Origin of the sequence: Sulfitobacter sp. SK012 (genome assembly GCF_003352085.1) — a bacterium.
Lineage (GTDB): Bacteria > Pseudomonadota > Alphaproteobacteria > Rhodobacterales > Rhodobacteraceae > Sulfitobacter.
In genome coordinates this window covers 1,303,501-1,319,115 of sequence record NZ_CP025804.1, presented here as the reverse complement: position 1 = coordinate 1,319,115, position 15,615 = coordinate 1,303,501, and the positions used below count along the sequence as shown (strand labels likewise).

The 15,615-nt window shown below is 55.1% G+C and carries 15 protein-coding genes; 9 read left to right on the top strand and 6 right to left on the bottom strand.

Features of this window, described 5'->3' with window-relative positions; genetic code table 11:
- The 9 genes from C1J03_RS06500 (at nt 1) to C1J03_RS06460 (ending at nt 8,858) form a co-directional block, all read left to right on the top strand.
- Complete coding sequence (locus tag C1J03_RS06500; RefSeq protein WP_114884833.1) at nt 1-987, top strand: type II secretion system F family protein; 987 nt, start codon at nt 1-3, stop codon at nt 985-987.
- A 44-nt stretch (nt 988-1,031) separates the two neighbouring features.
- A complete protein-coding gene (locus C1J03_RS06495) occupies nt 1,032-1,583 on the top strand; it encodes a tetratricopeptide repeat protein (RefSeq protein ID WP_114884831.1) in 552 nt (183 codons plus the stop codon).
- 47 nt (nt 1,584-1,630) lie between these two features.
- The gene (locus C1J03_RS06490) at nt 1,631-2,488 is read left to right on the top strand and encodes a tetratricopeptide repeat protein (RefSeq protein WP_114884829.1); all 858 of its coding nucleotides are present in this window, start codon (nt 1,631-1,633) and stop codon (nt 2,486-2,488) included.
- Nucleotides 2,489-2,492: 4 nt separating this feature from the next.
- The gene (locus C1J03_RS06485; protein ID WP_114884827.1) at nt 2,493-2,987 is read left to right on the top strand and encodes a prepilin peptidase; all 495 of its coding nucleotides are present in this window, start codon (nt 2,493-2,495) and stop codon (nt 2,985-2,987) included.
- Between the two features lie 78 nt (nt 2,988-3,065).
- The gene (locus C1J03_RS06480) at nt 3,066-4,373 is read left to right on the top strand and encodes an ATPase (RefSeq protein ID WP_114884825.1); all 1,308 of its coding nucleotides are present in this window, start codon (nt 3,066-3,068) and stop codon (nt 4,371-4,373) included.
- On the top strand, nt 4,370-5,182 hold the full coding sequence (locus C1J03_RS06475) for an NAD(P)-dependent oxidoreductase (RefSeq protein ID WP_254694200.1): 813 nt from the start codon (nt 4,370-4,372) through the stop codon (nt 5,180-5,182). Before C1J03_RS06480 ends, C1J03_RS06475 begins: the two co-directional genes overlap by 4 nt.
- An 89-nt stretch (nt 5,183-5,271) precedes the next feature.
- On the top strand, nt 5,272-7,722 hold the full coding sequence (locus tag C1J03_RS06470; RefSeq protein ID WP_114884823.1) for a ligase-associated DNA damage response DEXH box helicase: 2,451 nt from the start codon (nt 5,272-5,274) through the stop codon (nt 7,720-7,722).
- Between the two features lie 48 nt (nt 7,723-7,770).
- On the top strand, nt 7,771-8,439 hold the full coding sequence (pdeM, locus tag C1J03_RS06465; RefSeq protein WP_114884821.1) for a ligase-associated DNA damage response endonuclease PdeM: 669 nt from the start codon (nt 7,771-7,773) through the stop codon (nt 8,437-8,439).
- Entirely contained in the window at nt 8,439-8,858 is a 420-nt protein-coding gene (locus C1J03_RS06460; RefSeq protein ID WP_114884820.1) for a PaaI family thioesterase, read from the top strand. The genes pdeM and C1J03_RS06460 overlap by 1 nt, the downstream gene beginning before the upstream one ends.
- 3 nt (nt 8,859-8,861) lie before the next feature.
- Here C1J03_RS06460 and folD read toward each other — a convergent pair whose 3' ends face one another.
- From folD to ftsH, 6 genes are all read right to left on the bottom strand, one after another.
- Nucleotides 8,862-9,764 (bottom strand): bifunctional methylenetetrahydrofolate dehydrogenase/methenyltetrahydrofolate cyclohydrolase FolD, encoded by a 903-nt coding sequence (gene folD / locus C1J03_RS06455; protein WP_114884818.1) that lies wholly within the window; start codon nt 9,762-9,764, stop codon nt 8,862-8,864.
- A 13-nt stretch (nt 9,765-9,777) separates the two neighbouring features.
- Nucleotides 9,778-10,251, bottom strand: a complete 474-nt coding sequence (locus tag C1J03_RS06450) for a hypothetical protein (RefSeq protein ID WP_114884816.1) — start codon at nt 10,249-10,251, stop codon at nt 9,778-9,780.
- Nucleotides 10,252-10,340: 89 nt separating this feature from the next.
- Nucleotides 10,341-12,017: a formate--tetrahydrofolate ligase gene (locus tag C1J03_RS06445; protein WP_114888883.1), complete on the bottom strand. Its 1,677-nt coding sequence runs from the start codon at nt 12,015-12,017 to the stop codon at nt 10,341-10,343.
- A gap of 184 nt (nt 12,018-12,201) precedes the next feature.
- Nucleotides 12,202-12,921, bottom strand: coding sequence for a hypothetical protein (locus tag C1J03_RS06440; protein WP_162798464.1), 720 nt, complete (start codon nt 12,919-12,921; stop codon nt 12,202-12,204).
- Between the two features lie 21 nt (nt 12,922-12,942).
- Nucleotides 12,943-13,527: an MOSC domain-containing protein gene (locus C1J03_RS06435; protein ID WP_114884812.1), complete on the bottom strand. Its 585-nt coding sequence runs from the start codon at nt 13,525-13,527 to the stop codon at nt 12,943-12,945.
- Between the two features lie 112 nt (nt 13,528-13,639).
- Complete coding sequence (gene ftsH / locus C1J03_RS06430) at nt 13,640-15,559, bottom strand: ATP-dependent zinc metalloprotease FtsH (protein ID WP_114884809.1); 1,920 nt, start codon at nt 15,557-15,559, stop codon at nt 13,640-13,642.
- Nucleotides 15,560-15,615: the final 56 nt, after the last annotated feature.

Genomic DNA, 15,615 nt, shown 5'->3' with positions numbered 1-15,615 from the left:
ATGTTCATCCTTACTAGTATCAATGACAAGATTACGGAGCTTTTGGGCCCTCTTGGCCTAATCATCATCGTAGGTGTGCTGGGACTTGGCTTGGTTGCTGTTACCGTCACAATGATGATGCGCCAGCCTGAAGATCCGCTTGAAAAACTGAAGCGGTCTGCGACATCTAACACTGGCAAGGACGCCAAAACTCAGTTGCGCGACAAAGATGGCAATGCCCAGCTACAGAAATTCGCAACATTCCTTGAACCCAAGGATGTCGCAGAACTGAGTGCCAAGCAGCTTGAGCTGCGTCAGGCGGGCTACCAGTCGCGCGATGCGGTGCGGGTATTCTACTTTGCTCAGATGATACTTGGCATCATCGGCCTAATTGCTGGCGTTGTTTATGTGAACTTTCTGGGTGGCGGCGAAGGCTTAAGCACTCAAAAGATGATGATGTATTCTGTCGGACCTGGCGCAGTTGGATATTACCTACCCAAATACTGGGTCACCCGCCGCGTGGCTGAACGCAAGGAACAGATCGAACGCGGTTTTCCCGATGCATTGGATATGATGCTGGTCTGCGTCGAAGCTGGCCAATCAATGGACCAATGTATCGTGCGTGTTGCCCGTGAATTGCGCGCCTCATACAGGGCACTTGCCGATGAATTCGAAGTGGTTGCGTATGAAATGAAGGCCGGTAAAGACAAAGTCACCGTGCTGAATGACATGGGCACCCGTTGCGGCGTGCAGGATGTATCGTCTTTTGTGACGGTGCTGGTTCAATCAGCAGCCTTTGGTACATCAATCGCCGACGCTCTGCGTGTCTATGCTGCCGAGATGCGGGATAAACGTGTGATGCGCGCCGAAGAAGCCGCAAACAAGTTGCCAACTAAGATGACGCTTGCCACTATGATGCTGACCGTACCGCCGTTGCTGATCATTCTGGTTGGCCCATCGGTGCACGGCATCACGCAATTGGGCAACATGGGCGGACCGGGACAATAACGAAACCACTGCCGGTGCGGGCCACGGCCCGCGCCATATCATTTATGGGCCTCGCCCTCGCTTTAACCGCCTGCTCGCCGGGCGGTTTTGGCACGCCTGGCTTTAAAGACGAACCTGACAATCCTTTTGCACCCGGCGTAGATCTAAACGCTGAAGCCGAAAATGGGGTCGAAGTTGGCCACCGGTTGATCGCTGCCGGCCAGTTTGAGCTGGCAATCAGGTCTTTCAACCGTGCAGCGCTGGATCAGGGCATAGATGCGGAAATTCTGTCAGGATTAGGCAATGCAAATTTGGGTTTAGGGCGGCTTGGCCAAGCTGAAACCTTGATGCGCCGCGCAGTAGCGCGCGACGAAACACAGCCCGAAATTTGGAACAATCTAGGCGTTGTCTTGATGGAGCGTGGCAAAAATGCCGAAGCTCAGCAAGTATTTCGCAAGGCCTATGCACTCGACAATGGCCAAAGCGATGCAATTCGGGACAATCTTCGCTTAGCACTCGCAAAATCACAGAATTCTGTTATTCTTGAGGGACAAAGCGAAAACTATAAATTGGTGCGCCGCGGGTCAGCCGACTATCTGATCCGCCCGACTCTATAAAGAGCGGCACGCCAGACCGAGGCAAGAGCAGTAAAAGGACGCAAAACATGCGCCACCCCATCCTTTTTTCCGCCGTTCTGGCGGGTGTTACCGCGTTGGCGGCTTGTGGTGAGAAAACCGCAGACGAAACCGTCGAGCGTGCTTTTCAGGACGTAAACGTTGTTGATGAAAACAACCTGTCAGATGTGATGCTGACGGTTGGTGACCCCAACGAGGCGGTTACATTCTTTCAACGAACCTTAAAAGAAAAGCCCGACAGCATCGAACATCAACGCGGCCTTTCGCTGTCTTTGGTCCGCGCCAAACGCTACGATGAAGGGGCCGCCGCATGGGCCCGCACAACAACTTTGGTAGGCGCGACACCAGACGACAGTATTGAACTGGCCGATGCGCTTATCCGGGCTGGCAATTGGGACCGCGCCGAAAAGGTACTCGATAGCGTTCCGCCAACCCATGAGACGTTCAAGCGCTACCGGCTTGAGGCGATCGTCGCCGACAGCCAGCAAGAGTGGAAGAAGGCAGATAGCTTTTATGAAATAGCGATTGGCCTAACAACCGCCCCTGCCCCGGTGCTGAACAATTGGGGTTATTCCAAGCTGACACGCGGCGACTATTCGGATGCAGAGCGGCTCTTTACTGCTGCAATCAATCAAGACAGCAGCTTGTTTACGGCTAAAAACAACTTGATCTTGGCCCGGGGTGCACAGCGAGAGTACACCCTGCCTGTGATCCCAATGGACCAGGTAGAACGTGCACAACTGCTGCACACTCTCGCCTTATCCGCAATCAAACAAGGCGACGTAGAGACCGGCAAAGGACTGCTGCGCGAAGCCATCGACACCCATCCCCAACATTTTGAAGCTGCCGTACGCTCCTTGCGGGCGCTCGAAAACGCCGCAGGCTAGAGCCATGACCCTTACGACCTATGAGGCGATGTGGTTCTTGCCCTTCGTTTTGCCCATCTGTTTTTATGTCGCCTTTACCGACATGAAAGAAATGCGCATCACCAATCAGGCGGTGATCGCATTGGCTATGGTTTTTGTGGTTATCGGCCTGATTGCTCTGCCATTTGATCTTTATCTGTGGCGTCTTCTGAGTATGGCAATCGTTCTGGTTGTCGGCATCGTGTTGAATGCCGCAGGTGTCATGGGGGCCGGCGACAGTAAATTCGCCGCCGCCGCTGCACCTTTCATTGCCATCGGTGATCTACGCTTGTTGATGGCACTCTTCACGGCAACTTTATTGGCCGCAGCCCTGACTCACCGCGCCGCAAAATACTCGCCCCTGCGCCGCCTCGCGCCAAATTGGCAAAGCTGGAATCAAGGTAAGAAATTCCCCATGGGGCTCGCTCTTGGCACAACATTGGCACTCTATTTGATACTTGGATTTTCTCACGGGGCCTGAATTTGGCCATTTTCCCCCACTAATCTGCGTTCAACGCAGCACCTACCCCGATCATTGAACACGAAAGAGGGTTTTTAGATGAATATGCAGTCCAGCGCAGTCGTCGCACCACCGCCCCCGCGCACGATTGAGGATATGAAACTTCCCATCGTTATGATGCGCGACATCCTCCTCAAAACAATCTTTCGCAAGAACGTGGATTTGGTCAGTGAACTGAGCGCAGCAATTTGTCTGCCCATTCAAGTGACGCAGGAACTGGTCGACATGGCCCGTACCCAGCGTTTGCTCGAAGCGACGGGCACGCTGAATGCACAAAACGGCAACGAAATGGGCTACCAGCTCACCGATGCTGGCAAGGCGCGCGCGCTTGATGCCCTTGCACAATCCGAATATTTTGGTGCCATGCCGGTTCCGCTCGAAGTTTACCGCGAACAGGTCAAACGCCAATCCGTGCGCAATATGCAAATCACGCGCGCGCAACTCACTGGTGCCATGGGTCATCTTGTGTTGCCTGACATGCTGCTTGATCAATTAGGCCCAGCTGTTTCGGCCGGACGTTCGATCCTCATGTACGGCCCACCCGGAAACGGGAAATCCAGTATTTCCAATGGGATACGAGACGCTCTTGGCGATCAAGTCTACGTTCCGCGCGCGATCGAATACGCTTCGCAAGTCATCACTGTTTATGATCCAATCGTCCACAGCGAGGTTGCACAAACCGAACAAGATCCAAACTCACTGCGCCGCGTCACCCGATTTGACGCGCGCTATGTCTGCTGTGAGCGCCCTACCGTGATCACCGGCGGTGAACTCTCGCTGTCGATGCTTGATCTGGTGTACAATCCGACCGCGCGGACCTACCAGGCACCGCTACAACTGAAATCCACTGGTGGTATCTTTATCGTGGACGACCTTGGCCGTCAGGCTGAGCCTCCACAGAGCCTTGTGAACCGTTGGATCGTTCCGCTTGAAGAATCCAAGGATATCCTCTCGCTGCAATCAGGTGAAAAGTTCGAGGTCCCTTTTGACACGCTTGTCATCTTCTCTACCAACTTTCACCCCAACGAGATTTTTGACCAAGCGGCTCTGCGCCGGATTTTCTTCAAGATCAAGATCGACGGTCCGAACCAAGCTAACTTCCTCAAGATTTTTGCCATGGTCGCTAAAAAACGCAAAATGGCACTGGATGAAGCGACGCTGGTGCATCTTTTGAAGGTAAAATACCCGACCATCGACAATTTTTACGCAAACTATCAGCCGATATTCCTGATCGATCAGATGATTTCGATCTGTGATTTTGAGGGCATTCCTTATCAGATGTCTCCCGCCTTGGTGGACCGGGCTTGGGCTAACATGTTCGTCAAAGACGAAGTTATCATCAAGTGAGCTATCCAACGCATCGCCTGACCGGCGTTGGCGTAGCAGGCTGTGGGCGCATGGGTGGACCAATGCTTGCCGCTTTGCGCGCTGCTAACATCCATGCGATGGGCTATGACATTGCACCTGGAGACCAGCCGCATGTCACACATGACGCCACGGCCTTTGCCCAGCCGTTGGAGACACTGATCTCCGTCGTGCGCGACATTCCTCAAACCGAAGATGTGCTGTTTGGCGTCCAAAATTTTGCGACCGCCCCCAAGCTCAGCACGGTGATCATCTGCTCCACCCTGTCCCCGGTTTACGTTCGCGATCTGCGCGACCGCATGCCGAAACACATCAGCCTCATCGACGCGCCGATGTCCGGCGCACAGATCGCTGCCCAAGAGGCGCGCCTCAGCTTTATGCTGGGCGGAGACGAACTCTCGATCGACGCGGCCCAGCCGCTCTTTGATGCGATGGGCAAACATTTCCACCGCATGGGGAAATACGGCAATGGCATGCAAGCGAAGGTGCTCAATAACCTACTTGCTGCGTCCCACACGGCAATGACGCGACTTGTCCTTGATTGGGCTGATGAGGCTGAACTGGATTCGGAAAAACTTCTGGACCTGATCCATACGTCATCGGGTCAAAACTGGCTGGCCTCGGGCTTTGATAACATCGAATTTGCCCGTGACGGCTTTGCGGATGAAAACACGATCGCCATCCTCGTCAAAGATGTCGCCAGCGCCCTTGATGCAGCACCAGGCAGCGCAGATTTATCCCTGCCTAAAACGATCATGAACAATCTTGCCGCGCTGAAACCACGGAAATAAGAGCCTCCGGGTAAAAATGGCAAAGGGCGTGACAACCCGATCTGCAATCGAGGCTGGCCCCGCTGCGTGTACGCGCTACACTCCGCTTCATGCACGACCTGCCCCCCAAATTTACGGAATGGTTCGCCACCAAAGGCTGGTCCATCCACCCCCATCAGCGAACCATGCTGGATCGGGCAGATGCCCCGGCCCTACTGCTGATTGCGCCAACCGGCGGCGGCAAGACGTTGTCTGGGTTTCTGCCGACCCTGATTGATCTGGCCGATGGCAATCACAAAGGCATGCACACGCTCTACATCTCTCCGCTCAAGGCGCTTGCTGCGGATATCAAACGCAATCTGACCACCCCTGTCACGGAAATGTCCCTGCCGATCACGATTGATGAACGAACCGGCGACACACCTCAATCGCGACGCAAACGCCAGCGCGCTGACCCACCAAACATCTTCCTAACCACCCCAGAAAGCCTTGCTTTGTTGGTCAGCTATCCAGACGCCGCGCATATGTTTAAGGGTCTCAAGCGCGTTGTGATTGATGAAATCCATGCCCTCGCGGACTCCAAACGCGGCGATCAAATGATGCTGGCGTTGACGCGGCTTCAGACCTTGTGCCCCGCCCTCAAGCGCGTCGGCCTGAGCGCCACGGTTGAAGACCCCGACGCCATTGCACATTTCATGGCCCGCCACCCCGATCCGTGCGAAATCCTGCGCGCTGATCCCGGCCCTGCTCCGGATATCCAAATGCTGACAACGCCCGAGGCACCGCCGTGGTCGGGCGGTGGGGCGGCCTATGCGATCCCGGCGGTGCTTGATCATGTGCGTCAACACAACACCACGCTGATTTTCCACAACACCCGCGCGCAGGCCGAAATCTTTTTCCACAAACTCTGGCTCGCCAACGAAGACAGCCTGCCGATCGGCATCCACCACGGTAGTCTCGACAAGGTCCAACGCGCGCGGGTCGAGGCCGCGATGGTGCGCGGTGATTTGCGCGCAATTGTCTGCACCGGCTCACTTGATCTGGGGATCGACTGGGGTGATGTCGACCTCGTCATCCAAATTGGCGCGCCCAAAAACGTCAAACGTTTGGTGCAACGGATCGGGCGCGCCAATCATCGCTACAATGCCCCATCCAAAGCTCTCTTGGTGCCCGCAAACCGATTTGAAGTGGTCGAATGTGTCGCCGCCCTCGACGCTGTATTAGCCGGAGACTTGGACGGCGATCCACGCGGACCCGGCCCGCGGGATGTCTTGTGCCAGCATATCCTCATCGCAGCCTGCGCCGGGCCCTTCGTTGCAGACGAGTTGTTTGCCGAAGTCACATCAGCGGGTGCCTACTGCGCCCTGTCTCGCGCTGAATTTGACGCCTGTCTCGATTTTTGTGCCACCGGTGGCTACTCTCTGCGTGCTTATGATCGCTGGCAAAAATTGGTTGAGCAGGATGGCCTCTGGCACCTCCGGGACCCGCGTTCCACGCAGCGCATTCGTATGAACATCGGCACCATTCAGGACACTGACACACTCAAAGTTCGTATGCGGCGAAGCCGCGGTGGCAAGCCCCTGGGCGAAATCGAAGAAAGCTTTGCCGCGTCACTCACCCCTGGTGATACGTTTCTGATCGGCGGGCGGGTTGTGAAGTACGAAGGCCTGCGCGAGATGACTGTTGAAGTTTCGCGCGATGCGGCCAAAAAGCCCAAGATCGCCACCTTCATGGGCACAAAATTCGCCACTTCCACCCAATTGTCGGCGCGCGTGCAACGAATATTCGCCCAAGATAATTGGCCCGAATTACCCGACCACACAGCCCAGTGGCTGCAGCTTCAGCGCGACGTCAGTCAGCTGCCGCAACCGGGTCGCTTGCTGATTGAGAGCTTCCCCCATGAAGGGCGCGAACAGACCGTGATTTATGGCTTTGCAGGGCGCAACGGGCAACAAACCTTAGGGTTGCTCCTCACGAAACGGATGGAAGAAATTGGGCTGAACCCATTGGGTTTTGTCGCGACCGACTATGCCACGTTGATCTGGGGGTTGGACGCTGTCACCGATCCTACCCCTCTGTTCGATCTGGATGCGCTGCAAGACGGGTTGGAGACATGGCTGGCGGGCAACGCGGTGATGAAACGCACCTTTCGCGCCTCGGCAACCATAGCTGGCCTGATTGAGAGAAACGCGCCACAAGCGCGGAAATCGGGGCGGCAGGCGACGTTCAGCTCTGACATACTTTACGACACACTTTTCCGCTATGATCCAGAGCATCTAATGCTGGATATAACCCGCGAAGAAGCGCTTCGGGGCCTCATTGATTTTGGCCGCATCGAAGAAATGATCACTCGCATTGGCGACCGCATCGATCATCGCACGCTGGCGCATGTAACGCCTTTAGCCGCCCCGCTGTTTTTGGAAATGGGCCGCGTCCCCGTCAAAGGGGATGCCGAGGAACGCCTGTTGGCCGAAGAATCCGCGCGGCTGATGCAAACATCCGGTCTGGCGCAAATCTCTCCTGCGCCGTCAGACAAGCCGCGCTGGCGTGCCGGTTTCTAACGATCAGATCCTCTTGCAAATAGAAGCCAACCAGCTCATGAACAAAGAATGAACAGCGTCGATCTTTCTCTATGTGGCGCACATTTAAGCGCACTTGGCTCAGGAGCACTATGGTGGCCTGATGAAGCGTTGTTGGTGGTGAGTGACCTGCATCTGGGCAAGTCCGACCGGATTGCACGGCGCGGTGGTGCGACCCTGCCCCCCTACGAGACATACGACACGCTGGACAGGCTAGCCCATGATCTTGAGGTTACTGGAGCCACTCAAGTGATCTGCCTCGGCGACAGTTTCGATGATCTGATGGCTGCAAACACTCTGCCAGAGCACGAAAGGTTGTGGATCATTCGGCTTCAGGCTGGTCGCCGTTGGGTCTGGATTGAAGGAAACCATGATCCCGGCCCCATCAGCTTTGGCGGCACGCATCTGGCGGAATTTGCGCTTGGGCCGCTGACCTTTCGCCATATCGCAGAGGCCGGTGCTACGGGTGAGATATCCGGCCATTACCACCCCAAAGCTAGTGTGAAAGCACGCGGGCGCAGCATCTCCCGGCCCGCATTTTTGATTGATCGCGACCGGCTCATCATGCCCGCATACGGCACATATACCGGGGGCTTGCGCAGCACATCAGACGCACTGTGCAGCTTGATGGCGAAGGATGCCCACGCTATTCTCACGGGACCCAACCCCGTTACAATCCCCATGCCAAGGAACGCCTGATGCAGCCAGATGCAATTGCCCGCATTCACCGCAGTTTCACGGCGCAAAATATGATGGTTACTTTTGGGGCCGAATGTACGCATGTCGAGGCTGGCCTGGTGCGCATCAGCGCCCCCATTCTACCCGGTGCGCTGCAACAACAGGGCTTTGGCCACGCGGGATTAACCTTTTCCATCGGAGATTCCGCGGCCGGTTATGCAGCGCTGACCATGCTGCCCCTTGACCAAGAGGTTGTGACATCTGAAATCAAGATCAACCTGTTGGCCCCGGCACGCGGAGACCTTTTGGTCGCCACAGGCCGCGTGATCAAACCCGGCAAGCGGCTGTGTGTTGTAACGGCCGAGGTACATGCGTTCGATCAGGGCGCAAAGACCCTGATCGCTATCTTGCAAGGCACAATGGTGCCTATTTCTGCCTAAAGTTTAGGCGGTCAGCCCTTCGGGCTCTTCCAGACCATTCGCACGGCAACAGGCCGTGACCGTGTTGGCCAAGAGACACGCGATGGTCATCGGCCCAACACCACCCGGAACCGGCGTGATCGCACCCGCAACCGCAGCACAGCTTGCGAAATCCACGTCGCCAACCAGCTTGGTTTTGCCTTCGCCCTTTTCAGGGGCATCAAGACGGTTGATGCCAACATCAATCACAGTTGCGCCGGGTTTGATCCAGTCGCCAGGCACCATTTCCGGTCGCCCTACAGCCGCCACAACGATATCAGCGCGGCGCACCACGTCAGCCAAATCTTTGGTCCGGCTATGTGCAATTGTAACAGTCGCACTATCACCCAACAACAGCTGCGCCATGGGTTTTCCGACGATATTGCTTCGTCCGATTACAACCGCATTCATGCCAGAGATGCTGCCGTGATGATCACGAAGCATCATCAAACATCCCAACGGCGTACAAGGCACCATGGATTTTTGGCCAGTACCCAGCAATCCAACGTTCGAGATATGAAAGCCGTCCACATCCTTGGCCGGGTTGATCGCGTTGATCACCAGATCCTCGTCCAAGTGCTTGGGCAGCGGCAGTTGTACCAAAATACCGTGGATTTCGGGATCATTGTTGAGCTTCTCAATCAACGCCAACAACACGTCCTGTGCTGTCTCTACGTCCAGCTTGTGCTCAACTGACTTCATGCCCACCTCAAGCGTCATCTTGCCTTTGGAACGCACGTAAACTTGGCTTGCGGGGTCTTCGCCGACCAAAACCACTGCCAGCCCCGGCGTGATGTTGTGATCAGCTTTCAGTCGGGTCACATGCTGACCCACTTGCGCGCGCACGCGGCTTGCAAATTCTTTGCCGTCGATGAGTTTTGCCGTCATTCTATAGCCCTCGTTATCTTTTAAAGTTGACCCGGTGGGTCCAAGTTTCGCCATCCGTGATCAGTAGTTCTTCGAAATGCATTAACTGCAGCAGGTCATAGAACGTGACAACATCTTGCAGTTCTTCTTGTTGGTAAAACCCGTTTTGCCGCACTGAAACCGTCAATTGTGCCATGATGGCGCGGGCGCGGTATAGCGTTGAGAGCACATCGTCATCCAATGCGGTCAAAATCAGCGTCGACGCATCATTGCCTTTTGCAAAAAAGACAAAGCGCGGGCTTTCAGGAGAATCCAGCTGTGCATTCGTAATTTGATTTACGAAATCAACACGAACAGATTTGCTGCTGTTGTCTTCATCTCGGATCAAACGATCAAAGTTCTCTTCGGACGTGATCTCAGGATAATAGTAGCCAACGAGGTCATCACTGGCCGTTACCAAAGTTGATGTGGCGAAAAAAGCAGCGATGGCGAGCGTAAACCTGATCATGAGACAGTCCTTTTGTTGTTCCGCGTCAAGCTGACCGGATTTCACGCAAAGGACAAGCGAACCTGCCCTTTGCGTGTTGTTTGTAGAGCTTAGAACAACCCTTCGACTTCGCCTTCTGCATTTAGCTTGATGTTTTCAGCTGATGGAACGCGTGGCAGACCGGGCATTGTCATGATCTCACCACAGATGACGACAATAAAGCCTGCACCCGCTGACAGACGCACTTCACGCACCGGAACGCTAAAGCCTGTAGGCGCGCCGCGACGGTCTGGGTCGGTGGTAAAGCTGTATTGCGTCTTGGCCATACAAACCGGCAGATTGCCGTATCCTTGATCTTCCCAATCCTTGAGTTGGTTGCGGATCTTCTGATCGGCAAGGACTTCGTCAGCGCGGTAGATACGCTTGGCCACAGTTTCGATCTTTTGGAACAGTGGCATTTCATCAGGATAAAGTGGAGCGAAGTTCGCGCTGTCACCATCAGCGATTTCAGCTACGCGGGTCGCCAGATCGGCGGACCCTTCGGAGCCCAACTCCCAATGGCGTGACAAGATCGCCTCTGAGCCTTGGCTTTTGACGTAATCCTTGACTGCTTGCACTTCGGCATCGGTGTCCGTGACAAAGTGGTTGATTGCCACAACAACAGGCACGCCAAAGGACTTCATATTCTCGATATGACGCCCAAGGTTTGCACAGCCATTGTTGACCGCATCAACGTTCTCATTGCCCAGATCAGCTTTGGCAACGCCGCCGTTCATCTTCATCGCACGCACAGTGGCCACCACGACCACGCAGGACGGGGCAAGACCCGCCTTGCGGCATTTGATGTTCATGAACTTTTCTGCACCCAAATCAGCACCAAAGCCTGCTTCGGTCACAACATAATCCGCCAGTTTCAGGGCAGTTGTCGTTGCAATCACCGAGTTACAGCCATGCGCGATATTCGCAAACGGACCGCCATGCACAAACGCAGGGTTATTCTCGAGCGTCTGAACAAGGTTTGGCTGCATCGCGTCTTTCAACAGTACAGTCATCGCACCATCAGCTTTGATGTCGCGAGCATAGACAGGCGTGCGGTCGCGGCGATAAGCCACAATCATATTACCCAGACGGGTTTGCAAATCAGTAAGGTTATTGGCCAGGCACAAAATCGCCATGACTTCGGACGCCACAGTAATGTCGAAACCCGTTTCACGCGGGAAGCCATTCGAGACGCCGCCAAGCGAGGCCGTGATCTGGCGCAATGCGCGGTCGTTCATGTCCACAACCCGGCGCCAAACAACGCGGCGCGTGTCGATCTCAAGCTCATTGCCCCAATAGATGTGGTTATCGACCATTGCCGACAAAAGGGAGTGCGCCGAGGTGATCGCATGGAAATCGCCTGTGAAGTGCAGGTTCATTTCTTCCATTGGCACGATCTGAGCATACCCGCCGCCTGCAGCGCCGCCCTTCATCCCAAAGTTCGGGCCCAAAGATGCCTCGCGGATACACACAGCGGCATTCTTGCCAATGCGGTTCAGACCGTCGCCCAGACCAACTGTGGTTGTGGTCTTACCCTCGCCCGCAGGTGTCGGATTGATCGCCGTGACCAAGATCAGCTTGCCATTCGGTTTGTCCTGAACGGAGTTGATGAACGACTGCGATACTTTCGCCTTGTCGTGGCCGTAGGGCAGCAGATCATCCGAGGAGATACCAAGCTTTTGACCGATCTCCTGGATCGGTTTCTTGGTCGCTTCGCGTGCAATTTGGATGTCAGTCTTGAAAGCCATGGTAAAGTTCCCCGTGTTACGCTTTGTGCTGCGCCATCCATACAGCGCCGGCGGCATAATAACGCGGTGCATTTCCGACATTTCCACCCCTTGATGCGGCGAGAGAGGCTATTGGGATTTCCTTTTGGAAACGACAAAGCTGATTTTAGCCGAAAAGCAGATCATCCGGTATCGGGCCAAATGCTCAGAAATCCGCAGCTCTTGTTGCCAGAACACGCAATGCGCCCACGTCCGTGAACCCAGCTTCCTGCGCGGCTTCAAGAGCGTCATCTGCGCCGTACCCCACAAGCGGCAGCCCCGGCTCAAGTGCCGACACTGCGGCACTGGCCTGAGCAAATATGTGCTCGGACGGTATGCACGAAAACACATTTGAAACGCCCATACAGTCGCGAGACCGGTTCGCGATGCAGCCCGCATCAAACACGCCATCTGCCTTGCGGCCCAGGAAAACCACATCCGGGTCTTTCAGTAACGTCTCGTGAAACATGCGGTCCGGCGTCGGCGATCCTGACGCTTTCCACGCCTGCTCCCAAAGCTCTAAGTCGGCCACGGTGTCAATTTGTCGCCAATCGCTCGTTGGTGGTGTGCTATCCGCACCTCGCCAAAACCACGAGGCCTCAAACAATGTCTTAAATCCGTTTGCGGTCAGATCGAGTTGGCAAAAACTGTCTTTGAGGCTGACGGTACCGCCAAAATCGACTGCAAACTCCTTGATCTGTAGGATCACCTCCGCTTCATGATCCGGCGACACCACTGTCAGGTTCCCGTAGTATGGCGGTGGCTGATCTTTGCCAACAAAGGCAAAATCAAATCGCTCAAACCGCAAACCATGGGACGTAAACATCGCGGCATAAAGATCTGCATTATTGCGTGCGGCCATAACCGCGCGGGGATCAATACTCATCTATTTGACGGGGGTCTGTGATCAAAGATGCGCCCACGCAGGCTGATCGGGAACATGCAGCCGCAGACGGTCTCCGATGGCAAAGCGCCCCTCGCGCTCGACCCAAGCGGTCACACCGCGGCGATGCTTTGCGGCGGCCTTGAACCTCGCGCCATGGCCCGGAGCCTCTGCCTCGATCTCTTTGCCCGGCAAAATGCAGGGTCGGTTTTCCATATCGACAGTGATGGTAGCACCCGACGGCCCCTGAAGCCGCGCATTGGGCGGGACATGGGTGAAGTTGGGTATCCCGCTTATGACCATCGACGCGCCCAACAACGCAGGATCCAGCGTATCTACGTCAATATCGCCTGCGATCAAGGCAAGCTCTTCGGCGGATATCACAGACAGTTGGCGCACATTTCGGATTTCGGTACCACGTGGATGTTGCGCGGTGACACGAACACAAGACGGACGTGTCTGGCCTGTATGCACGACTTCCCCTTCAAACCCAGCAAAGCGCGCCTCGACCATGTCCCGCGCGACGGCCTGAATGCCGTTGGGCTGCGCAGGCACAACACCCAGCCAAGTTATCGTTGCGTAATACTCTGTAGGTTTCAATGCGGGCATCTGACACTTCCTTATTGATCCGTGTGACTTTGCAAAGCAATTTCACAAAAGAAAAGGCCCCGCGTGCTGCGGGGCCCATGATCTTTTTTGATGTGCTGATCAGTTTTCGTGATCAAGCTGTCGGCTCAGGCTCCATGCCACCAGACGGAGGTGATTTTTTACCTTTGGCTTTCGGGATTGCCGTTACGGACGGTGCATTGCCCTCATCAGGTTTGTTATCCTCATCAGGATCAGTTGGCGGTTTGCCAGAAATCACGCGTTTGATCTCATCGCCGGTCAGAGTTTCGTATTCCAGCAAGCCTTGAGCAAGCAGTTCAAACTCTTCCTGCTTCTCCAACAGAATCTTGGCGGCCAAGTCATAGCCTTCATCGATGATCCGTTTCACTTCGCTCTCAATCAGTTCCTTGGTCGCCGCAGAGACACTAAAGCCACCTGCCCCACCATTGGCCTGATATCCAGCCGCCGCTTCTTGGTAGTCGATGTTACCGACCTTGTCGGACATACCGTAGCGCATCACCATCGCACGAGCCAAAGCAGAGGCCTGCATGATGTCACCTACCGGACCAGATGACACTTCATCAGGGCCGTATTTCAGGATTTCTGCCGCTTTGCCTGCCATGGTCATGGCAATGCGCTGCTCTGCTTCGTCCTTGAACATCTGCAGCTTGTCCATCTCAGGCAGGCTCATCACCATACCCAAAGCACCACCACGCGGGATGATCGTCGCCTTGTAGACCGGATCGCATTTGGGAAGAGAGATACCAACAATCGCGTGGCCCGCTTCGTGATAGGCGGTCTTTTCCTTTTGCTCCTGTGTCAGGACCATGGAGCGGCGCTCGGCCCCCATCATGATCTTATCCTTCGCAGATTCGAAATCCATCATTGCAACAAAACGACGCCCGATACGTGCCGCCGTAAGGGCAGCTTCGTTCACGAGGTTCGCCAAATCAGCACCCGAAAATCCGGGCGTTCCGCGCGCGATAATGCGCAGATCAACGTCGGGTCCAAGTGGCGTCTTGCGTGCGTGTACACCCAAGATCTTTTCGCGGCCTTTGATGTCGGGGTTACCAACGCTGACCTGACGGTCAAAACGACCTGGGCGCAGCAATGCGGGGTCCAATACGTCCTTACGGTTTGTCGCCGCGATGATGATCACACCCTCGTTGGCTTCAAAACCGTCCATTTCGACCAGCAACTGGTTCAGCGTCTGCTCACGTTCGTCGTTACCACCGCCATAGCCAGCACCGCGCGAGCGGCCCACAGCGTCAATTTCGTCGATGAACACGATGCAAGGTGCGTTTTTCTTGGCTTGCTCGAACATGTCACGAACACGCGAAGCACCCACACCAACAAACATCTCAACAAAATCAGAGCCAGAGATGGTGAAGAAAGGGACGCCAGCCTCGCCCGCAATTGCGCGCGCCAGCAGTGTTTTACCGGTACCCGGAGGGCCCTCAAGCAACGCACCTTTGGGGATCTTACCACCCAACCGCGAGAATTTCTGCGGGTTGCGCAAGAATTCAACGATCTCTTCGAGTTCTTCTTTGGCCTCATCAATACCGGCCACGTCATCAAACGTCACCCGGCCATGCTTTTCGGTCAACATCTTGGCCTTGGACTTACCAAAGCCCATGGCACCGCCTTTGCCCCCACCCTGCATCCGGTTCATGAAGAAAATCCAGACACCGATCAGCAGAAGGATCGGAAATATCGTCATCAAGAAGGCCTGAAGCCCTGATTCTTGCTGTTTCTCAGCGCGTAATGGCACACCATTCGCGATCAAAAGGTCAGTAATCTCGGCATCTGACGGTTTGATCGTAACATAGTCACCCCCGTCAGACTGACGGAAACGTACCTGTTCACCATCGAGCGTCACATTGCTGACGTTACCGCCCTCAACCATGCCTACAAAGTCAGAATAGCTGATTTCACGGTTCTGAAGACCGCCACTATTCCCGTTAAACAGGTTAAATAGCGCCAAAATCAGTAGCAGCAAAACTGCCCAGAAGGCGAGATTGCGAAAATTACCCAAGGAAACTCTCCTACGTATGTCCTTTTGCGGTCAGCTATAGCCCGCGACCTCACCCT